Here is a 21,517-nt window from a genome sequence, read left to right as displayed (position 1 = left end):
GAAGTACCGTTAGGGATCCTCTGAAGTAGCCGTGCATTTCTGGCCGACTTCAGCCCCCGCTGATTTTGAAAGCGGCAAATCGATCAAAAACGATCAGATCACCCGTTCATTTCGGTGTTTCTAGCCGCCGCGAGCACCTCGCGGCGGCTATTGCCCATATTACAGACGCACCTCTCCTGCATTTGTCAGTAAATGTCGGCGTGCCATCCACAGATTCGACAGCGCAAACAGCGTCATCAGTTGCGCGGTATTCTTGGTCAGGCCACGGAAGCGCGTCTTCACATAACCGAACTGGCGTTTGATCACCCGAAATGGATGCTCGACCTTAGCTCGCACCTGGGCCTTGGCCTTCTCGATCTTGCGCTTGGCTTTGTACAGAACGCTGCGCTTATCAAGTTTCTTGTAGGTGCTGCGACGTGCCGCCACCTGCCAGATAACCTTCCGGCCATCATGCTCCGGACGTTTTTCGACACCGGTGTAACCGGCGTCGGCACAGACAACGTTCTCGTCACCGTGCAGCAGCTTATCGACCTGCGTCACATCCGCTACGTTGGCCGCCGTGCCCACCACGCTGTGCACCAGCCCCGACTCGTCATCCACGCCGATGTGGGCCTTCATGCCGAAGTAGAACTGTTGGCCTTTCTTAGTCTGATGCATTTCCGGGTCGCGCTTACCGTCCCTGTTCTTGGTCGAACTCGGCGCATTGATTAGCGTGGCATCAACGATCGTGCCTTGGCGCAGCGACAGCCCTCGGTCACCGAGATAGCCATTGATCACAGCCAGGATTCCGGCGGCTAGTTCGTGTTTCTCCAGCAAACGACGGAAGTTGAGGATGGTGGTTTCATCGGGGATGCGCTCTAGGCTCAGCCCAGCAAACTGGCGCAGGATGGTGGTCTCGTACAGCGCCTCTTCCATCGCTGGGTCGCTGTAGCCGAACCAGTTTTGCAGCAGATGCACACGCAACATCGCCATCAGCGGATAGGCCGGACGACCACCTTCGCCCTTCGGGTAATGCGGCTCGATCAACGCAATCAAACCCTTCCACGGCACCACCCGATCCATCTCGATCAGGAACAGCTCTTTGCGGGTCTGTTTGCGCTTACCGGCATACTCGGCGTCGGCGAAGGTCATCTGCTTCATCGGAAAACTCGACGGGTGGAATCTGCGTATTTTGCCAAAATCAGGAAGTCTTTTTCAGAGTTTCCCTAGAAATCAAAAAAGACGGTTTCCCCTTTCCCCTGAATGCGTATGTCAAAGCGATACGCCAGCTTGCCATCCACCTCGCAACGCTGCGCCACCAGCGTCTCGCGGCGCAGCGGCTGCTCAATCAGGTTGAGCACCGAGTCCAGCGCGTTGGCTGCAGCTTCATCGGCGAAGTACAGACGCGTTTGCAGGTGGATATTGATGCCACGGGCGAACAGCGACACATTGATGTGCGGCGCCATTGGCACGCCGGCGGCGTTATCGACCACGCCCGGCTTGATGGTATGCAGCGTCCAGCCACCCGTTTCGAAGGTGGTAGCGGTACGGCCGAAACTGTTGAAGGGCTTTTCCAGGTCGTAATCGCTGTCATACCGGCCCTGATGGTCGGCCTGCCAGAACTCCAGAAAGGAGTCCTTCACCAGGTGACCGTTGCCGTCAAAGACATTGCCGATCAACAGGATGTGCTCGCCTGGTGCCTCGGGCTTGGCCATCTGATTGCAAATTTCCTGCTCGCGACTCGGGTTACCAGCGGCGGCCGAAGCCAGGCCGATATGCACGAAGGGGCCTGCGGTTTGTGATGGCGTTTCTGGCAGTAGTTGGATAGGCATAATCAGTCCCTGCTTAGATATTTTCGAAGTGAGTCTGACGCTGCCCGCGCAGCACGATATCGAAGCGATAGGCCAGGCAATCCATCGGATTGGCCGCGCCCATGTCGAGTTTGGCGATCAGGCTTTGCACCGCGTCTGGGTTGGCGATCGATTTAACGATCGGGCACATCGCAATCAGCGGATCACCCTCGAAATACAACTGAGTAATCAGCCGCGCAGCAATCGACGGGCCGCTAATGGACACGTGAATATGCGCCGGGCGCCAGTCGTTCGGGCCGTTGCGCCACGGGTACGGACCCGGCTTGATGGTGCGGAAGCTGTAGTAGCCATCGCGGTCGGTCAGTGCCCGCCCCACGCCACCGAAATTGGGGTCGAGCAGTGCCAGGTAACGGTCGTTCTTGTGCCGATAACGGCCACCCGCATTGGCCTGCCACATCTCCACCAACGTGTGCGGGATCGGCTTGCCGTACTGGTCGATCACCAGACCGGCCACGATGATGCGCTCGCCCACCGGTAAGCTGCCGGTATTGAAGTTGAGCAGCAGGTCGTTGTCGTACTCGCCCATTTTCAGGTGCGAGAAGTCCGGCCCGCTGGTTTCAGAGATCGACTGCGGAATGCTCACCAGCGCCTGACGCGGTGAGCGGGCAATCGAGGTTTTGTAGTCAGGCGTCAGCGCCTTGGGGTGCCAGTTACGGTCACGAATGACGAAGCGGCTATTCTGCGCGTCGGACATATCGGTGTTCTCTTGTAGGAATACGGGGAGCGCCTGCAGGCACAGGCATACCCAGCAGTCTCAAGCAGAGCCGCCGCAGTGAATACTGAATAAATCACACCAATCCATAACCAAATGGTTATGGATAAAGCGCCGCACGGTAGTCGGCCGCCGCCGTACGCAGCGCCTCGCAGCACCACTGCGTGGCTAGGGACGGCGGCGTGGTCGGGTTACTGCAGATACCCACGGAACCACCCGGCTCGCGCAGACCGATATCCAATTCAACCAGCTCACCGCGCGCCAGGTCCTGGCGCACCGCATCCTGTGGGGCGATCCACACCGCATCGCTGGATTGCACATAACGCCGACTCAGTGCCACCGACAGAGTCTCCAGACGCTGCTGCGGCAAAGCGATCCCGCACTGCACGAACAGGCTGTCGGCATAACGGCGAATGGTGGTGCCAGCCAGCGGCAGCACCACCGGGTAGTCGCCCAACCGGCTGCGATCACGCAGGTCGACTTGCAACAAGGCATGCCCTGGGCGCACCACCAGAATCATCGACTCGCTATACAGGTGCTCGAAGGTCAGCCCCTCGATCTGCGGGCTGTCGGTCATGCGCCCGACCACCAGATCCAGCGCGCCAACGCGCAGCTGGCCGAGCAGATAAGCGCTGGGCCCGGTCACCACGCTGACCACCAGAGCCGCATGCTGATCGTGCAGACGGCGCACTACATCTGGCAGCAGCGAGCTTTCTACCGTCGACAGTACGCCCAGGCGCGCCACGCCGGCCTCGTGTTCACCGCTGCGCAGACTGTGCACCCCAGCACGCAGAGCCTGCACACTGGGTCCGGCATAACGCAAAAAGGCTAGCCCGGCGGAGGTCGGCGTCACCCCCTGCTTACTGCGCTCGAACAGACGCGTGGCGAGAATCTCCTCAAGCTCCTTGAGGGTCTTCGACACCGCCGGCTGACTGATCGCCAACGCCTCGGCGGCACGCGCCAGACTGCCCTGGCGCGCGATTTCGAGAAAGCACAGCAGATGACGGAACTTGATGCGGTTGTCGATATTCATGGCGGCTCGCCGTCAGCGCTGTATACGGAAGGTTTTGGGCGTCAGCCCGGTGCTGCGTTTGAAGAAGCGCGAAAAATAGGCCGGCTCGGAAAAGCCTAGGCTGTCCGCCACCTGGTTCACCGTCATGGCGGTGTAGACCAGGCAGCGCTTGGCCTCCAACAACAAACGCTGATTGATCAGTTGCAACGCCGACTGCCCGGCCAGGCGCCGGCACAGAGTATTCAAGTGCGCGGAGCTAATGCCCAAATCGGCAGCATAGTGCTCGATTGGACGATGCTCGCGGTAGTGGTTCTCCAGTAATCGAGTGAAACGCTGCAGGTGTTCACGACCACGATCCGGCAGCTGTGCCTCGCTGTTGCCATGCTCCAGTGCACGGCGCCCAACCCAGACCAGCAAGGCACTGATCAGCGATTGCAGCATCAGCTCACGGCCCGGCTCCTGCTCGCTGTATTCTCGGCTGATCGACTCAAACAAGGCGGCCAACTCACGTTTCCGCGAGCCCGCTGGATAGCAGGCAGCCCGCGCCAATGGCGGGCTGTCGAGGGTAGCACCCAGCTGATCGACCAGCGGCTGGGCCAGGCTGAGTACGTGCCCCTGAATATCCTCGGAAAAGCGGAAACCATGGACACAGAGCGCCGGCACCACCTGCAAGGCGGCGTGATCCACGCGAATGACCTGCCCCTCCACTTCCAACTCGGCACTGCCGCCCTGCACATACAACAACTGCACCAAATCACTATGACGATGGGGCTTGATCTCCCAGCCATGCAAGTGGCTGCGCTCGGGAATCGACTCGCAATGAATCAGGTCCGGCGTTGGCCACGTCGTGGTCTCGCCATAAAGCTTGAACACCGGGACCACCGGTGCGGGGCTCTTGTGCATAGTCCGCGCATCTATGAAAAATCCAGAAAGATAATCGGATAGTGCCTTCAAAGCGCGAACCAATCCACCAAAAATACAGGCGACTCCACCCATAAAGGATCACCGCCACGTGCGCGTCGATCCACGAGGACAATAACAATGAAGACTCAAGTCGCCATCATCGGCGCCGGCCCATCCGGGCTCCTGCTTGGCCAACTGCTGCACAAGGCCGGTATCGACAACGTGATCATCGAACGTCAGGCCCCCGACTACATACTCGGCCGCATCCGCGCCGGTGTACTGGAACAGGGCATGGTCGACCTACTGCGCGAAGCCGGGGTCAGTGAGCGAATGGACCACGAAGGCTTAGTGCATGACGGCTTCGAATTGGCCTTTGACGGCCGATGCGAACGCATTGACCTGCGCGCACTCACCGGCGGCAAGACCGTGATGATCTACGGCCAGACCGAAGTCACCCGCGACCTGATGACTGCACGCCAAGCCATCGGCGGCACCACGCTGTACAACGTGACGGACGCCAAGCTGCATGAACTCAAGGGTGAAAAGCCCCATGTCACCTTCACCCTTAACGGCGAAAGCATGCGCCTGGATTGCGACCACATTGCAGGTTGCGACGGTTTCCATGGTGTATCCCGGCAATCCATCCCCGCCGGCGTCCTCAAGGAGTTCGAGCGGGTCTATCCGTTCGGCTGGCTGGGTGTACTGGCCGATACGCCGCCGGTCAATGACGAACTGATCTACGCCAACCACGCGCACGGCTTTGCCCTGTGCAGCATGCGTTCACCCACCCGTACCCGCTATTACGTACAGGTCAGTAGCGATGAGAAAGTCGAGGATTGGTCCGATGAGCGTTTCTGGGATGAGCTGAAGAGCCGTCTGCCGGCCGAAGTCGCCGCGCGCCTGATCACCGGCCCGTCCATCGAGAAGAGCATCGCGCCACTGCGCAGCTATGTGGTCGAGCCAATGCAGTACGGCCACCTGTTCCTGGTCGGCGACGCCGCGCACATCGTCCCGCCCACCGGTGCCAAGGGCCTGAATCTTGCGGCCAGCGATGTCAGCACTCTGTACCGCATCCTGCTCAAAGTCTATCGCGAAGGCCGCAGCGATCTGCTCGAACGCTACTCGCAGGTGTGCCTGAAGCGCATCTGGAAAGCCGAACGCTTCTCCTGGTGGATGACCTCGATGCTGCACAAATTCCCCGGCACCGACGCCTTCAGCGCGCGCATGCAGCAGACCGAACTGGACTACTTCGTCGGTTCCGAGGCGGGGCGCAAGACCATCGCGGAGAACTACGTTGGCCTGCCCTACGAGGCCATCGAGTAGCAGACAGCAAGTACCCGCCAACTTGTTGCCCCGCAGCGCCATGCTGCGGGATTTTACCCATCGTAAACCGCTAGCCTCGCGCCGCTCACCCCTGGCCCACCACCTGCCCTTCACGACCAGTAAGTAATTTTGGTCTATGCACCCCTCGGTCAGCCGCACCTATCAACAGATCGTCTCCGGCCAGGTAGTCGCGACGCTAAAAATAGTTGCGACATGGCCTTGCTTATCCGTTTTGCGTCGCGTCCGGCCCAAAGCCTAGTTGCTTAAGGTGCGCCCCAAGAAACTCGATAAAGGCCTGTACTTTTTGCGTAGAACGCCGGTGACTGGGGTAGACCGCGAGGATCAGCGGACCGAAGGCATCTGGGTCGAAATCATAGTCAGCCATCACCTGCACCAGGTCACCCCGAGCCAGATAAGGCCCAAAACTCCAGAGCGGACCGGCATATAGGCCACCGCCACGTAGGCAGCTGGTCAGCAACAAGTCATGGTTGTCACTCTCCAGTCGTGCCTTTGGCACAGCCATGCGCAGACGCACGCCGTTATGCCTGAGCCAACGGTAATGCGGGTCCAAGGCCGGGTGCTGATAATTCAGCCACTGATGCTGGTCGAAATGTTCCGGGTCGAGCGGCGTCGGATTGGTCGCCAGATAAGTAGGGCTGGCGCATAGCACGATCTGGTTACGCCCAAGGGGCTTGGCGATTAACCCTGGTAAATCGCTGCGGCCCTCGCGCAGGGCTAGGTCATAGCCCCCTTCGACCAAATCGACGAATGCGTCGCAGAGATCCACGTGCAGCCGAATCTGTGGATGGCGGACTAAAAAGTCAGCGCAGACCTCATCTAAAAATGCCCGCCCAAAGGCCAGGGGAGCCGTCAGGCGCAAAGTACCGTACAACCCATACTTGAGCTGATTAAGCTCCTCATCCGCGTCCGCCAAACGAAGCAGCACATGCCGTGCAGTATCCAGATAGAGACGTCCTGCCTCGGTCAGCACGGTGCGCCGCGTACTGCGCTCGAAAAGCTGAATACCTATCTCAGCCTCCAAGTGGCTGACCGCCTTGGTCAATGCGGAGGGCGTTTTGCCCAGCTGCTCCGCTGCACGACTGAAACTGCCTAGTTCAGCCGTTGCCACAAACATGGCGAGCGCGCCTAACTTATCCATTGCTTTTCCTTTATGGAAAAAATGTTTTGCTTAGAAGGAGCGTTCTGCCACCCCTTGCGTTTCGCTAATGTCCGGCTTCACAAATACAACAACAAGAGGCAGATCTTATGCGACGGGCAATACCTCGGCTACTGGCAATAGCAATTGCTTTTTCCACATTGGAAGCTATAGCAGCGACCGATCTCATTCTCTATAACGCCAAGGTATTTACCGCCGAACCGGGCCAGCCCCTGGCCCAGGCTGTGGCGGTTGCAAACGGCAAGATCCTCAAGGTTGGCAGTGATGCGGAGATCCGCGCCCTGGCCGGAGCCGGCACCGAGCAAATCGACCTGGACGGCAAGGTTGTGATGCCAGGGCTGATCGATACTCACACCCACCCAGTTATGGCCGGTATGGCCAGCCTGCGCGCCAACCTCTATGACGAGGTTCTACCACTGGCTGAGTTGGAGAAATGGATCATCGAGCAGGACAAGGCCGGGATCGCCCGCATGGGCGACCTGATTGTCATTTCCGGTACCAGCTCGGCCTACTGGCAACAAAGCGCCGAACTAGGTCGTCTCTTCAACCAAGGCAACTGGGCTGACCAACCACTGGTGCTGGATGGGATCGACGGTCACACCGGCTGGGCCAATCAGGCCATGCTAAAACGCCTGGGCATCGATGCTGCACTGGTACGCAGCCTGGATGAAAAAGAGCGCGGCTTTATCGAAACCGATGAACAGCTCAACCCCACGGGATACCTTGCAGAGACTGCCTGGGATCGAGCACGCAGCAAGTACCCAGCCCCCACTGAAGAATTTATGCTGGAGTCGGCACGCGCCGCAGTGCGCATCAACAATGAAGTGGGCGTGACAGCCTGGATGGACGCGGCCGCCAATGCCGGCGACAGCGATGGTCTGTTCGAGATGCGCCCCACTGAAGAAGACGTGGGAGTGCTGCCGCTATACCGCGCGCTGGCCGAAAAGGGCGAGCTGAGCGCCCACGTGGCGGCTCTGCTGGTGACCCATCCGCAGAGTAAACCGGCTGACCTTCAGGTGCTGGACAAGGTCATGCAGCAGTTTCAGGACGTGCCCAACCTGAGCTTCCCTGGCATCAAAGTGTTCGCCGATGGGGTGATGGAGTATCCGGGGCAGACCGCCGCGATGATCGACCCATTCAAGAACAGCCTCAAGCGTGGCGAGCTGCTGATCGACCCGAAAACCTTCCCCGCCCTTGTACAGGCCACTGAGCAGCGGGGCTGGATCATGCATGTGCACGCCGTGGGTGACCGCGCGGTGCGCGAGTCGCTGAACGGCTTCGAGGCGGCGCGCAGCATTAATCCGACGCCGGTGCCCCATAGCATCAGCCACCTGCAGATGGTCAACCCCAAGGAATATCCTCGCTTCAAAAAGCTCGGCGTGATCGCCTCCATGCAACTGCTGTGGGCCACGGCCGAAAGCTACACCGAGGAACTGGTCAAGCCCTATGTGAGCGCGGCGGCCTATCAGACCCACTACCCTGCACGCTCGTTGCACAAAGCCGGTGCCATGCTGGCCGGTGCCAGTGACTGGCCGGTGTCAAGCCCTAACCCATGGAACGCCATTGCCCAGGCCAGCACCCGTGAAGGCCCGTTGGGTGTGCTGAATGCGGCAGAAAGCATCGACCGCCAGACTATGTTCGACGCCTACACCCTTAACGCGGCCAAGGCCCTGCGCCTGGAGCAGCGTATCGGCTCCTTGGTACCCGGCAAGCAGGCCGACCTGATCGTACTGGACCGCGACGTGTTCAACGTCAGCGACGCGGAACTGTTCGACACTCAGGTGCTGCGTACCTACTTCGCCGGTCGCCTAGTGCACCAGCACGAGTCCTAAAGCGTTCCGCCCGCTCCGTTCGCACGGTCCTGCTCCCCGCTGGGAGCGGGGTGGGCGGAGCCTGTGTTCATCGCCCCTATAACAACAAGGAAAAACCTCATGCTTACGATGCGTCATTTCGCACTGGGACTTATGACTCTGGCCCCCCTAGGTCAAGCGCAGGCCCTGGATCTGAGTGAAACCTTTGCCCTGCAGATCACACCCACAGTGGTCAGTGACTACCGCAATAGCGGTATCTCCCAGACCATGGGCGATCCGGCTATGCAGCTGGACCTTTTACTGAGCCACGCCAGCGGTCTATACGCTGGCGCCTGGACCAGCAATGTGGAGTACGGTTACGACTGGGAGGAGGACGATAATTACGGAACACGCCAAGAGGTGGACTATTACGCCGGTTATTACTGGCAAGTTACCGACGATATCGGCCTAGACACCTACTACAACCGTTACACCTACCCAGGTGAGAGCAAGCTCAACGGTGCCGATATCTACCTGACCCTGGATGCCTACGGCTTCTTTATCGGCGGCAAGCACTCGCATGATACTGACCAGACCTCCTCCGGCTACTTCGCCGGCTATCGCACGTTACTACCTTTGGATGTCGGCCTTGAACTGAAGTACGAGCGCATCGACTACAAGGATGACGTGTTCTTTAACCGCGATTGGACGCGCGGCAGCCAGACCTATGACAACTGGAGCGTCGGCCTGCAGAAGGACCTGCTTGGCGTCACCTGGGGGCTGAGCTATGTCGACACAGACCTGTCGGATGCGCAGTGCCTGAGTTTCTCCGGCTATGGAGACCTGTGCAGCGCAACTGTAGTGGCCAGCGCCAGCAAGACCTTCTAAACCGCAACAAGGACGGCTTATGACTTTCTGCAATTCAGCCGCTCTGGTGGCCGGCCTGCTGGCAATTGCCAGTCAGGCCGTGGCCCAGCCAGTGGTAAACATCTACAACTGGAGCGACTACATCGCCGAAGACACCCTGAGCGAGTTCCAGCAAGCCAGCGGTATCCGGCCAGTGTATGACGTCTTCGACTCCAACGAGACCCTAGAAAGCAAGCTTCTAGCCGGACAAAGCGGCTATGACATAGTGGTGCCGAGTAACCATTTCCTCGGTCGGCAGATCAAGGCCGGGGTGTTTCAAAAACTTGACAGACGCAAGCTGACAAATTGGGACAACCTCGACCCGCAACTGCTGGCGCGCCTTGAGGCCAACGACCCGAGTAACCAGTACGCGGTGCCCTATCTATGGGGCACCAACGGTATTGGCTATAACGTAGAAAAAGTGCGCGAGATACTGGGCGTTGAGCAAGTCGACTCCTGGGCTGTGCTGTTCGAGCCAGAGAACTTGGAGAAGCTCAAGCGCTGTGGTGTGGCCTTTATGGACTCGGCCGATGAGGTCTTCCCATCGATGCTCAACTATATGGGACTGGGCCCTAACAGCACACGGATCAACGACTACAAGGATGCAGAGCGCAAACTGCAGCAGCTACGTCCCTATATCACTTACTTCCATTCCTCGCGCTATATCTCCGATCTGGCCAACGGCAATATCTGCATCGCTTTTGGCTATTCTGGCGATGTGTTTCAGGCCATCAGTCGCGCCGAAGAAGCGAAAAACGGCATTAAGCTGGCGTATGTGGTGCCGCGCGAGGGTGGCAACCTCTGGTTCGACACCCTGAGCATCCCGGCAGACGCGCATAACGTGGACGAGGCCCACGCCTTTATCGACTATCTGCTTAAGCCCGAAGTGATTACCTCGATCAGCGAGTACGTGGGCTATGCCAATGCCAACCGAGCGGCTGAAAGCGTTATGGACAAAGATCTGCGGCAGAACCCTTCTGTATATCCGCCTGCCGAGGTACTGGAGCGTCTGTATGTTTCCGCAGAACCCTCTGCCAGCAATCATGCGCTGGATGACCCGCTCGTGGAATCGTTTCAAGTCGGGACGATAAATCTATAGACCCAGGGTGCAAACGCGTCCTGGGTACTAAATCCGCTTGAACCGCGACACACACTTCGCCGATACCGCCCCCGCCACGCCACAGCCAAGACCACGCGATCTAGAGCACATTCATGCCCATTCTCAGAAACATAGCGATATCCAAACGTCTTTGGCTAATCCTTATCATCGCCCTAATCACCTTAAGCCTGCTTATTACTCTTGCGCTTTGGCAGATACACAGTGGGCTTTATAGCGCCAAGGTTCACCAAGTCAGAACTGCAGTAGAGAACACCAGCGGTATTCTCGCTCGCTTCCATCAGCTGGAAGCGACTGGAGTGCTCAGCCATGAAGATGCTCAGGAAGAAGCCGTATCAATGATCCGCGGACTTCGCCATAACCAGAATGAATACTTGGCGGCCGCGGAAACTGAGTGCAACACCTGACCTTTCCGGTAAGGTGCGGCCCAATGGAATATCACGAACTCAGCATTGAAGAGCGCGCCACGATTCAAGTGGGTCGGTTGCATGGCATGAGCCAGCAAGCAATTGCCCAAGCACTTGGTCGCAACCGCTCCACGATCAGTCGTGAACTGCGACGTAACACCGGCTCCAACGGCATCTATCACGCACCTACGGCCCAGGGGCATATGCGTCAACGTCGAGAGGCGTGTCGCCCGCAAAAGAAGCTAGTGCCGGGCAGCGAACTGCTTGAGTTGGTGGTGGAGTTGCTGCGAAAAAACTTCTCTCCCGAACAGATTGCCGGCAAGCTGCGCAGCATGGATATTCCCAGTTTTGAAGATGCTTACGTTTGCCGCGAGACGATCTACAGCGCGGTCTATGCCCTGCCTGTGGGCGAGCTGCGCAAGGAGCTGATCCAGTGCCTGCGCCAGGGCAAGAGTACGCGTAGGCCGCGTGCAGGGGGCGTTGATCGGCGCAACCAGATCCCGGAGATGGTGAGCATCCATCTGCGTCCGCCAGAGATTGAAGACCGCTTGATGCCGGGGCACTGGGAAGGTGATCTGATCAAAGGCAAGGCCAACGCCTCTGCTGTGGGCACGCTGAACGAGCGCAGTAGCAATTACCTGATGCTGATCAAGATGAACGATGCAACGGCAACTTCGGCGGTTGAGGGTTTCAGTGCGGCCCTCAACCGGATGCCGCTGGCTGTGCGCAAGAGCATGACCTACGACCAGGGCAGGGAAATGACCCGGCATGCTGAGATCACCCAGAAAACAGGGGTGGCAATCTACTTCTGCGACCCGCACAGCCCCTGGCAGCGCGGCAGCAACGAGAACATCAATGGCCTGATTCGCCAGTATCTGCCCAAGGGCACGGACTTGTCTGTATGTAGCCAGGAACAGCTGGATGCCATCGCTTATGAGTTGAACATTCGTCCACGTAAGCGCTTCAACTGGAAGTGCCCAATTGAGGTGATGTCAGAGATGATGGAAAAAGCGATGACGATGCAACATGATGCGCCCGCTTCAATTCAATAACCGTGTTGCACTCAGCTCCTGCAACCGCCCTTTTTTATCCAGAGCCTGACACAAAAGATGCTGTTGCACCCCATCAACCCCGGCCTCGAAGGTCAAGATGTCAGCGCCCTAAGGGACACTAACGGGGTGGCAATTAATATGGAGATGCTGCAGATAGCCAAAAGCTCGGGCCAAGGCATGCTGCAGTACAGTTGGCCAAAGCCTGGCCAGTCCACCCCGGCGGATAAACGGTCGCGGTAGGGACGGCAGTTACCTGCCGCCCCCCGCACAGATCCGTACGTGCGGAACTACCGCATACGGCTCCTGCCTCGGGTATGTGACGCGAAGCGATCCTCAGGGTACGGATGTGCATTTCTAGGTTTAGGTATGTAGAGGTCGGCGAGGCGTCCGTAGCGTGACCATTGGAGCCTATTGCGCTGGCTGCGACGTATGAGGGCTTGCCGCCATAGACGGCAAACCGCCGAACGAAAACCGCCAAGACGTATCAGGTTCCCCGGCACCGCGTGGTAGTTGCAGTAGCCCCTGACCACCCGGGTAAGCCACTGACCCACGGCGTGAACAGACTCGTGGCGTCGACGTTTCAGCTCATCCCGAATAGCCAGCAGCGTCGCACGCATTCGCTTCTTGACCGTCAGTCGCAGTATTTGAAAACCACCGCTTCTGTTGGTACTACAACAGTGCGTGAAGCCCAGGAAGTCAAACGTCTCCGGTTTGCCTAGACCTCGTTTCCTACGATTTCTCGCAGCAAAACGACCAAACTCAATCAGTCGTGTTTTCGAGGCATTGAGGGACAATCCGAACCTGGCCAACCGCTCCTGCAACTGCACCAGAAACTGCTGAGCCTGCCATTGCGTCCTGAAACCCACCACGCTGTCGTCCGCGTAACGCACGACAATCACATCGCCACGGGCATGCCGCTGGCGCCACTGCCTTGCCCACAGATCCAGCACGTAGTGAAGATAGATATTCGCCAGCAACGGCGATATCACTGCACCTTGGGGAGTCCCCTTGGTCGCAGCCACCCTACGGCCATCCTCCATTACACCCGCTTGAAGCCACTTGCAGATAAGTCCGAGCATGCGCCGGTCTGCAATCCGGTGTCCCAGAAACATCAGCATCCATTCATGGTCGATCTCATCAAAGAACGACGTGATATCCGCATCCAATATCCAGTTCACCTTCTGACCCTTCAGCGCGACCGTCAACGCATCCAGCGCATCGTGCTGGCTGCGTCCCGGTCGAAACCCATATGAGAATCCCAGGAAGTCCTCTTCATAGATCGCATTCAGAACGGTAACAACCGCCTGCTGTACGATCTTGTCCTCCAAAGAGGCAATACCCAACGGGCGCTGCCTGCCATCGGCTTTGGGAATGTAGACCCGCCGCGATGGCGTTGCCCGATAGGCTCCGCTGTGGAGCTTTGCGTGCAAATCGGTTACCCGCTGGAGAAGACCTTCCTCATACTCTCGCCACGACATGCCGTCCACGCCCACCGCTGCATCGCGGCGCAGGGCATAAAAGCTCTGCTCCAATAACTGCGGTGTGATGTGGTGCAGCAATGCCGTGAACTGCATGCCCTTGTTCCTTCGGGCTGCTTCACGTACACCTTCAAGTCCCATCGACGTGCAACTGATCCGGCTCAGTGTCCGGGGCACGGGGTTCTTCTCGGTGTTTCCCTTGGCTACGTCCCTTTCCTCCACTATCTCCGCAGGGCCAGGCCCTTTGTTCGATGGCTTCTCAGGTACTACGGACGTATCCGACTTCTCAGCGACGTGAACAGCAGGGTTATGGCTTTTGGCCTTTCCTGCTCCGCCCGGTGCTTGCGCACCGGGCGCCGCTGAGATCTCCCAGTTTCTGTGCGAAGGACTTCCCGACGTGCACAGGGTCTCCGACCGCGCGGGATCAGAGCATGACTGGCGTAAAACGCCATGCTCCGTGTTGCCTTCTGCTTCGCTTAACAGCATCGGCATCCCGAACTTGTGATTACGCGGCTCAATGGCTGGCCCATCGGTTTCCCCTGTCAACGCTTCACCCTGCACCTCACGGTGCAACATGCATGACTCGGGGTCTGGTTGATTCGCCATTTCTTATCAGTATCGAACTTTCATCGACTATCCTCCGCCAGCTTTAACTGGCGCACTAAGCGCTCCAGAACGCTGAATCCAGCCTTGAGGCGGCGTCAACATTCAGGCATGCCCGCGATTCAGAACGAGTGGCTGAGCAGCAACCCACCGCCGGAGTCGGGGCTGGCATCGGAAAAGCCTTTGAGCGCGTACAACTGGACCTTCCAGGAGGGGTTGAGCCTTTGGGTCAGGAACAGGGTGAACTCCTGAGTCTCATCGCCACCGGAGGTCACTTTCTGTCGCCAGTCATAGACCGCTCCCACGGAAGTCGCAGGAGCAAGTCGGGTAACAAAGCCGAGCGAGACAAAAATCGGATCGCGGAAGTCCGTTCCCGATGGGTCGCCGAACTTCTTCCAGCCCAGCGTGGCAAAGCCGCTGATTGCGCCGAAGGCCTGCGCGAGGTCGATCTGGGCGGAGTAATCGGTTTTGCCGGTGCCGAGACAGTTGTCTTCATCGGCCGTCGGCAGCTTTATCTTGCCAACCAGATCCACCATCAGCCCATCCCCCCGACTACCGTCCAACAGCGCGAAACCCGCGCTGGCCACAGTGTCACCCAAGCCGCTTTCAACGCTGCCGCAGTCCCCCGCCAAGGGTTCGCCATCCGGTCCCACCGCGGGATTGGTGATACGCAGGTACGGGATGGTTAACTTGTAAATCATGGAACCGGTTTCATACCTAGCGATCACCGGGACATACCAGGTCTCGCTGGTGGTCGGGGTCCCATATTTCCCCCGCGAGTAATCAAGCCCCGTCGAGATCGTGAAATCCTCGGCCATGGTTGGCAAGGCCAGGGATAGCCACAGGCCTGGCAAGATCATGCGAGCGATTTTCATGGTTACCTCGTTGCAATCCAGACATCGAAGTTCAGTTCACGATCATTGCCCTACCCTGACAGAACCTTCATGGAGCCCGATCACCCCTGTTCCCCGGTCAGACAAGCGGAGTGGACATCCGCCTTGCTTAGCGTAGCCGGCTATCTCTAATCCGTTCGGGCATATGCCTGCCTCCGGCAGGGCTCGATCTCGCCTCTAGTGAGGCCCCGAGTGATCCAGCCGCTCAACCCGGTCTGCTCGCTCGACGCGTTCAGGCTTGTCCACACGTTCTACGCGCTCAATCCGTTCTGGTTTATCCGCGCGGTCCGGCTTTTCGATTTTCTCGATTCTCTCGATTCGCTCTACCCGCACACCATTCTCGAAAACCTCAATCCGCTCCCGAGTTTCCAAGCGGTCGTCGGATTCGCGTGTTTCTATCCGCTCGCGACGCTCCAGGTCGCCGGAAGCGGACTCCTGCCTCCGCTCGATTTTCTCCCTTGTCTCGCCATCGTCGCTGCGCTCGCGTGACTCATAGCCGTCCCGGTCGGAGCCTTTACTCTCGTGCTGCTCGGTTTCTGCCGTAGACGAGCCGTGGTCGGAATCCTGCCGGATGGAGGTTGCGGGCTGCTCCCGGGAGAATTCGATGCGCTCGGCCCGGATTTCCCGCCCCTTGTCGAACACGCCGGTCACCCGGATACGCTGATCGACCGCAAGGTCGGCGGCCTGCCCGCCGGAATAGGAGGTGCTGCGATCCACATAGGCAGTGAAGCCACCGAACTCAATGCGATCGCCCTGCTGTCCACGCACCAATCCCTCTACCAGCGCATTACGCACCCGTCCGGCGAAGGGCATGCCTGGGTCGCTACGCGTCTGGACAACATTCAACTGCCTGCCATCCCAGGTTCCGCGCACCAGGACCTCGCGGCTGGGCGCCAGCGGCTTGCTCAGGACCAGCCCGTGAAGGTCACCGGCTCGCGCGATGGCGCCAATGGCGCTGACCTGCTCCAGGTTCGGCGCCCGATCGATCCGGCTGGCGACTACTTCGCCCTGGGCATTGCGCAGTCCACTGACCCGTACCGACTCGCCGATGCGCAGCCCTTCGGCCACGCGCGCGCCTGGAGCAACGCGCACGGACTGCCCCATCACCCGCATTGAGGCAGAGCCCGCTTCCCTATCGGTAATGGGGCCTTCATAGGCATGCAGGATGGCAATGCTGCGCGCCTCCAGTCCTCTGCGTGACCTGCCGGCCTCCACCGCCACGACTTGACCAATAGCCAACTGGCTGCTGCTGGCGGGGACGCCGTTCTCGCTGAGCGAAACCTTGCTATCGAAGTGTACTTCCATGCCGTTGACACAGATGGAACCAAACCCGGTGATGGTGCCCACAATGCCCGTACCACCAATGCCACCTTCATCAGCAGGCGCACCGGTACCGCCTACCCCTCCGGTGGCAACGGCGCCTGTCCCGCCCATGCCACCCGGCTCAAGGCAAGCGGGAGCAGCGTTCAGCGACGACGCAAGCAGGAACGGGGCGCAAATGAAGGCTAAGGCACATAGAAGGCGCGAGGCAGTGTTCATGGTGAGCTGGCCGTGGTCGGAGTGGAGACTGCTGGCGGGCTGGGTTCAGTGTAGAAGTAAAGGCCGATGGTAATGCGCTGCCTGGCGTCGGGGGTCGCAACGTCCCGTTCTTCCAGCCCGGCGGCCAGCTGGTTGAAGCCGATCAGCATCTGCATACCTTCGGCCCTGACGGCTTCACGCAGTTGCAAGACAGCGGCGGGTGACAGACTGTCGTAGTGGACACTGCGCTCGAAGAAAGGCTCTCCACCTTCGGTCAGGTTGTGCACGGCGGCGCAGGCATGGTCGTGGAGGTTATGCTGAAAATAGGCGGCCTTCTCGTCAAAGCCACTTTGCGGAATGAACGCCATCGTCTCCAGGTGGACCCGATCCTGATCGTCTATACGCACAATGCCCAGGCGCAGCCACTCGTCCAGCACAACGCGAGCACGGATATCCTTGCTGACCTGAGCGACCAACCCATCAAACGAGCACTCAGCGCCATTGCTAGCCAGGCGAGCCAGGGGCAGCGGTTGGCCGGGTTGCGCGCAAAACGGCGTATTGTTCAGCCAGACACTGACCAAGTGAGCGCCAAACGAAACGGCCTCTGGCAGGCTGGCCCCCTGACCGACCTCCTTGGCACGCAGGCGCCTGACATCCTTGCGATGCACACCCGTCAGCAGGCTGATTCTGCTGTCAGTCGGGGGCTTGTCGTCGAGGCGGAATTCGCGCTCGGCGACATCAACGAATATCTGTTTGAGCAATTCGGCAAAATTGGTAAAGGTGACCCCCTTCCTGAGCATCAACCTCACTAATGGGCGCATGACGTACTGCAGCGCCGGCAACAAGGAGGGAGGCAAGGTGGGCAATGACATTCAACGCATTCCTTAAGAATAGTAACGAGCGGGGTGTCTCCCCTAAGCGGTCAGCCCAGTGCTGCGCTGGAGATTTTCGGCCATCCCGCCGCCATCACCTAGAACACTACAACCGTTTACGTTACCGATCCAACACCACAAAACCCGGAGGAACTCCGGGCTTTGTGGACAACTGGAGCGACTAGTCAAGCCCCAGAGCGGTCGTCGCCAACATCATGGTTGGGGCCGTCATCCGCACCGTGGCCGACACCATGGACCTCGCCCATGTCATGGTCGGGACCGTCGTCCGCACCGTGACCTACACCATGGGCCTCGCCGACGTCATGGTCGGGACCGTCGTCCGCACCGTGACCTACACCATGAGCCTCGCCGACGTCATGGTCGGGACCGTCGTCCGCACCGTGGCCTACACCATGGGCCTCGCCGACGTCATGGTCAGGACCGTCGTCCGCACCGTGACCGACGCCGTGCGGTCCGCCGGCCTCGTGATCCGCATCATTGTCATGACCACGTCCGTCATGGCCACGTCCGCTGTTCGCGCTCCCTGGACCACTGTTGCCGTCGTCGCCGCGCCCGCCGTGACCGCCTCCATCGCCGCCGCGACCGTCGCCGTCGCCGCCGCGCCCGCCGTGACCGCCTCCGTCACCGCCGCGACCGCCGCCGTCGCCACCGTGACCGCCGCCGTCACCACCGCGACCACCGCCGTCACCGCCGTGACCGCCGCCGCCGCCACCGTGACCGCCGCCGTCACCACCGCGACCGCCACCGTCACCACCGCGACCGCCGCCGTCACCGCCGTGACCGCCGCCGCCGCCACCGCCGCTGCCACCCTCTTTGGCATACACACTGGAAAAACCACCGATGTAATCCGGCACCAGCACGGTAGATGCCGACAGGATTCCGCCAATTGCTAGAGCCAACACACATTTCTTCAGAAGCATGATGAACCTCCGTTTGGGGGTGCGTAATCATCCCCGTATCGAATGCAATAACCAGTCAGCCGCCTATTGGAGCGGCCAGCCAACCAGCGCGGTCATCTATCTGCAACATGAATGTACAACTGCAGTTCCCGCACGATCCTTCGGAGCCAGCTAGCATCGTTGTGTGGGAAATTTTCCCACACAACGAGAATAGCGCTGTCAGCCCCAGTGTCAATGACCGCATGTCAGGACTCGTTGCGCATGCGGTCGACTTGAACCCCAGGCCGCACGCGCACCGCCTCGGCAAATGGCTATCCCCTCCACCAAACCGGCTGACGGGGCAGTAGCGCCCGGGCGAGCAGCCATTCAGGTCCTGGTAACGGTTGAAACAGAAGGGACTCACGACGCCAACAAGAACCCATACGCAACCACGAGCGCTGCAGCGGCAACATTCAGGGATGCGCTAGCGGATGCGGGTGAGCGCTCCCCAACCAGTAATCGTCCTGATGCCATTGGCAACAGCCGCGCGGGCCAGCCCAGCAAGATCCACCAGGTCGTCGATGCGCATGGATTGCCTGTGACCGTCTAGGTGAAACGTCAACAGGCCATCGGGGGGATGCTCTGGCAGCGCTTACCCGGGAAGTCGGATAGCGCAGTCGCCTGAGCTGGGGAGAGGGGCACAAAACAGGTCAGTTATTGCCGAGTGTCTGGCTGCAGCACCATGAACGGGTACGTTTCTATGAAGACCTGGCGCGCGATAACGGCGTTGCCATCAACTACCTGCGCGTGCTACCCGAGCATGACCGCCAACCTGCGTACAGTGCAGAGAATGTTGGGCGAGCGCATGGACAGGACCTGTTCCTCTACTCAGTCACGCTGCAGCCGGAAAGCGCCACCCGGAAAACCTGAAGACACATACCAGGCTCTCAAGTAAACCTGGCTGCAGCCGCAGCAAACGCCGCCTTACCTGCGCAGCGCCTGGCTTTCTCGCAACATGTCGAGGGCGCTATCGACCAGCAGTTCGGCATCGCGCTGCAGCGAGAAGCTTTCCGGCACCAGCAGCCACTGGCTGAGGAGGCCATCGATGTATGCATGCAGGCAGATTGCCGCGCGTGCCGTGTTCAAGGTTGCCGGGAGTTGCTTGCGGTGGACCGCATTACGCAGCGACTGGTCGATGCGGCCGTTGCATTCCACGCTATCGGTTTGACGCTGTTGCCGCAGGTCGCTCATCTCATCGGTGAGTTCGCAGCGGTGAAAGAGAATTTCGGTGATCCGGCGGGTTTTCGGATCCAGCGCAACCCGTTGCAACAAGGTGATCAACAGCTGGCGCATGCAGCCCAAGGGGTCGACCTCATCCGGGCTCTCGCCCGCCTTGGCCAGCTCATCCAGCGGCTCGTGCAAGCTATCCAGCATGGCCTGGATCAGGCCAGCCTTGTCCTGGAAATGCCAGTAGATCGCCCCGCGAGTGACGCCGGCAATGCTGGCAATTTCTGCCAGCGTGGTGCGCGATATGCCGCGCTCATAGAAAGCCTTTTCGGCCGCCTCGAGTATCTGGCAGCGCGTCTGCTGAGCCTCCTCTTTGGTACGACGAACCATGGCAGTAACCCTCAATCAGGATGGCTTCACGCATGAAGCTGTTAGCAGGCAAGGCTTTCATTGAGCCTTTGGCTGAGTTTTACATTTTGTTGCTTGTGCGTATTAAAAATCACTTACAAACATTCATGAACGTAAGTATATTGATTAGTAGGCTACTTATCCAACTTCTCATCCAAATTTGTCACTGGCATTTTGCTCAAGCGTCTTGCCACGTTCCTGACCGAGGCTCCCATGCGATTCAATCCAGTTTTCCCCGCGCTGGCCACCGCCGTTGCCTTGACCGCACTGCTCAGCGGCTGCCAACAGGAAGAAGCGGCCCCTGCCGCACCACTGCCTCAAGTCGGTGTAGTCACCCTGCAACCGCAAGCCTTTACCCTGACCTCCGAGCTACCGGGACGCACCGCCGCATACCGCATTGCCGAAGTGCGCCCACAGGTCAACGGCATCATTCTCAAGCGCCTGTTCACCGAGGGCCGCGAAGTAAAAGCCGGCCAGCAGCTTTACCAGATCGACCCTTCGACCTATGCCGTGACCCTGAAAAGCGCGCAAGCCTCGCTGCAGTCGAGCAAATCCCTGGCCGATCGCTACAAGCTGTTGGTCGACGAACAGGCCGTTAGCCGCCAGGAATTCGACGAGGCGCAAGCCAAACGCCTGCAGGCGGAAGCTGTCCTGCAGCGTGCGCAGATCGATCTGCGTTACACCAAGGTTCTGGCGCCGATCGCCGGGCGCATCGGCCGCTCGGCGATCACCGAAGGCGCCCTGGTCAGCAATGGCCAGAGCAACGCCATGGCGGTGATCCAGCAACTCGACCCGATGTATGTCGACGTCACCCAGTCATCGGTGGAGATGCTCAAGCTGCGCCGTGAACTGGCCAGCGGCCAGTTGCAGAAAGCCGGTGAGAATGCCGCCCGGGTCAAGCTGATCCTGGAGGACGGCAGCGAATACGCGGAGCTTGGCCAGCTCGAGTTTTCCGAAGTCTCGGTCGCCGAAGGCACTGGCTCGGTGACCCTGCGCGCGGTGTTCCCCAATCCGAACCACGACCTGTTGCCGGGCATGTTTGTCCACGCCCAGCTGCAGGCCGGGGTCAACCGCGAGGCGATTCTCGCCCCGCAACAAGGCGTGACCCATGACCTGAAAGGCCAGCCCACAGCGCTGGTGGTCAACCAGGACAACAAGGTCGAACTGCGTGAGCTCAAGGCCGACCGCACCATCGGCAATCAATGGCTGATCAACCAAGGCCTGAACAGCGGCGATCGCTTGATCACCGAGGGTCTGCAATTCATCAAGCCCGGCGACCAAGTCAGCGTCAGCGCAGCGAGCAATGTCCAGGCCGCCAAAACGCCGCTGGTCTCGAGCACCGCAAAAATTGGCGGCCAGGGGGAGTAAAC

At 59.5% G+C, this 21,517-nt stretch carries 20 protein-coding genes and 1 pseudogene; 10 read left to right on the top strand and 11 right to left on the bottom strand.

What is annotated here, in order from left to right:
• Positions 1-159: 159 nt before the first annotated feature.
• The 5 genes from VCJ09_RS03985 to VCJ09_RS03965 all read right to left on the bottom strand — a co-directional run bounded on the left by VCJ09_RS03985 (position 160) and on the right by VCJ09_RS03965 (position 4,477).
• Positions 160-1,140, bottom strand: coding sequence for an IS5 family transposase (locus VCJ09_RS03985; protein WP_324733222.1), 981 nt, complete (start codon positions 1,138-1,140; stop codon positions 160-162).
• Positions 1,141-1,205: 65 nt separating this feature from the next.
• Positions 1,206-1,811 carry a protocatechuate 3,4-dioxygenase subunit alpha gene (gene pcaG / locus VCJ09_RS03980; protein WP_324733221.1) on the bottom strand — a complete coding sequence of 202 codons (606 nt, stop codon included), beginning with the start codon at positions 1,809-1,811 and terminating at the stop codon, positions 1,206-1,208.
• A gap of 13 nt (positions 1,812-1,824) precedes the next feature.
• Positions 1,825-2,544 carry a protocatechuate 3,4-dioxygenase subunit beta gene (gene pcaH, locus VCJ09_RS03975; protein WP_324733220.1) on the bottom strand — a complete coding sequence of 240 codons (720 nt, stop codon included), beginning with the start codon at positions 2,542-2,544 and terminating at the stop codon, positions 1,825-1,827.
• A 118-nt stretch (positions 2,545-2,662) separates the two neighbouring features.
• On the bottom strand, positions 2,663-3,595 hold the full coding sequence (pcaQ, locus tag VCJ09_RS03970; RefSeq protein WP_324733219.1) for a pca operon transcription factor PcaQ: 933 nt from the start codon (positions 3,593-3,595) through the stop codon (positions 2,663-2,665).
• A 12-nt stretch (positions 3,596-3,607) separates the two neighbouring features.
• Positions 3,608-4,477, bottom strand: coding sequence for a helix-turn-helix domain-containing protein (locus VCJ09_RS03965; protein WP_324733218.1), 870 nt, complete (start codon positions 4,475-4,477; stop codon positions 3,608-3,610).
• Positions 4,478-4,615: 138 nt separating this feature from the next.
• Between VCJ09_RS03965 and pobA the strand changes: the two genes are divergently transcribed.
• Positions 4,616-5,800, top strand: a complete 1,185-nt coding sequence (pobA, locus tag VCJ09_RS03960; RefSeq protein ID WP_324733217.1) for a 4-hydroxybenzoate 3-monooxygenase — start codon at positions 4,616-4,618, stop codon at positions 5,798-5,800.
• A gap of 223 nt (positions 5,801-6,023) precedes the next feature.
• Here pobA and VCJ09_RS03955 read toward each other — a convergent pair whose 3' ends face one another.
• A complete protein-coding gene (locus tag VCJ09_RS03955) occupies positions 6,024-6,959 on the bottom strand; it encodes a LysR family transcriptional regulator (protein WP_324733216.1) in 936 nt (311 codons plus the stop codon).
• Positions 6,960-7,066: 107 nt separating this feature from the next.
• On the opposite strand from VCJ09_RS03955, the gene VCJ09_RS03950 reads away from it, so the two are divergent.
• From VCJ09_RS03950 to VCJ09_RS24705, 6 genes and pseudogenes are all read left to right on the top strand, one after another.
• Positions 7,067-8,809, top strand: coding sequence for an amidohydrolase (locus VCJ09_RS03950; RefSeq protein WP_324733215.1), 1,743 nt, complete (start codon positions 7,067-7,069; stop codon positions 8,807-8,809).
• A 99-nt stretch (positions 8,810-8,908) separates the two neighbouring features.
• A complete protein-coding gene (locus VCJ09_RS03945; protein ID WP_407693006.1) occupies positions 8,909-9,655 on the top strand; it encodes a TorF family putative porin in 747 nt (248 codons plus the stop codon).
• A gap of 19 nt (positions 9,656-9,674) precedes the next feature.
• Positions 9,675-10,764: pseudogene (locus tag VCJ09_RS03940) on the top strand (polyamine ABC transporter substrate-binding protein).
• A 121-nt stretch (positions 10,765-10,885) separates the two neighbouring features.
• Positions 10,886-11,197, top strand: coding sequence for a cache domain-containing protein (locus VCJ09_RS03935; RefSeq protein ID WP_324733214.1), 312 nt, complete (start codon positions 10,886-10,888; stop codon positions 11,195-11,197).
• Positions 11,198-11,220: 23 nt separating this feature from the next.
• Positions 11,221-12,249 (top strand): IS30 family transposase, encoded by a 1,029-nt coding sequence (locus VCJ09_RS03930; protein WP_324730628.1) that lies wholly within the window; start codon positions 11,221-11,223, stop codon positions 12,247-12,249.
• A gap of 18 nt (positions 12,250-12,267) precedes the next feature.
• Positions 12,268-12,489 carry a cache domain-containing protein gene (locus tag VCJ09_RS24705; protein ID WP_407693034.1) on the top strand — a complete coding sequence of 74 codons (222 nt, stop codon included), beginning with the start codon at positions 12,268-12,270 and terminating at the stop codon, positions 12,487-12,489.
• A 47-nt stretch (positions 12,490-12,536) separates the two neighbouring features.
• Here VCJ09_RS24705 and ltrA read toward each other — a convergent pair whose 3' ends face one another.
• From ltrA to VCJ09_RS03910, 4 genes are all read right to left on the bottom strand, one after another.
• Positions 12,537-14,303, bottom strand: coding sequence for a group II intron reverse transcriptase/maturase (gene ltrA / locus VCJ09_RS03925; protein ID WP_407693005.1), 1,767 nt, complete (start codon positions 14,301-14,303; stop codon positions 12,537-12,539).
• A 149-nt stretch (positions 14,304-14,452) separates the two neighbouring features.
• A complete protein-coding gene (locus VCJ09_RS03920; protein ID WP_324733213.1) occupies positions 14,453-15,205 on the bottom strand; it encodes a hypothetical protein in 753 nt (250 codons plus the stop codon).
• 195 nt (positions 15,206-15,400) lie between these two features.
• Entirely contained in the window at positions 15,401-16,570 is a 1,170-nt protein-coding gene (locus VCJ09_RS03915) for a DUF5666 domain-containing protein (protein ID WP_324733212.1), read from the bottom strand.
• Positions 16,571-16,758: 188 nt separating this feature from the next.
• Positions 16,759-17,613 (bottom strand): DUF6502 family protein, encoded by an 855-nt coding sequence (locus tag VCJ09_RS03910; RefSeq protein ID WP_324733211.1) that lies wholly within the window; start codon positions 17,611-17,613, stop codon positions 16,759-16,761.
• 251 nt (positions 17,614-17,864) lie between these two features.
• On the opposite strand from VCJ09_RS03910, the gene VCJ09_RS24700 reads away from it, so the two are divergent.
• Both VCJ09_RS24700 and VCJ09_RS03895 read left to right on the top strand, forming a co-directional pair.
• Entirely contained in the window at positions 17,865-18,527 is a 663-nt protein-coding gene (locus VCJ09_RS24700) for a hypothetical protein (RefSeq protein WP_407693004.1), read from the top strand.
• A gap of 702 nt (positions 18,528-19,229) precedes the next feature.
• Positions 19,230-19,442, top strand: a complete 213-nt coding sequence (locus tag VCJ09_RS03895; RefSeq protein ID WP_324733210.1) for a hypothetical protein — start codon at positions 19,230-19,232, stop codon at positions 19,440-19,442.
• 54 nt (positions 19,443-19,496) lie between these two features.
• On the opposite strand, the gene VCJ09_RS03890 is transcribed toward VCJ09_RS03895, so the two are convergent.
• The gene (locus VCJ09_RS03890) at positions 19,497-20,129 is read right to left on the bottom strand and encodes a TetR family transcriptional regulator (protein WP_324733209.1); all 633 of its coding nucleotides are present in this window, start codon (positions 20,127-20,129) and stop codon (positions 19,497-19,499) included.
• Between the two features lie 231 nt (positions 20,130-20,360).
• Here VCJ09_RS03890 and VCJ09_RS03885 point away from each other — a divergent pair, with 231 nt between their 5' ends.
• The gene (locus tag VCJ09_RS03885) at positions 20,361-21,515 is read left to right on the top strand and encodes an efflux RND transporter periplasmic adaptor subunit (protein ID WP_324733208.1); all 1,155 of its coding nucleotides are present in this window, start codon (positions 20,361-20,363) and stop codon (positions 21,513-21,515) included.
• Positions 21,516-21,517 lie beyond the last annotated feature (2 nt).

Origin of the sequence: Pseudomonas paeninsulae (assembly GCF_035621475.1) — a bacterium.
In the GTDB taxonomy this organism is placed as follows: domain Bacteria; phylum Pseudomonadota; class Gammaproteobacteria; order Pseudomonadales; family Pseudomonadaceae; genus Aquipseudomonas; species Aquipseudomonas paeninsulae.
Note: the sequence above shows the minus strand (reverse complement) of the source record. Positions and strands in the feature narration are given on the sequence as shown.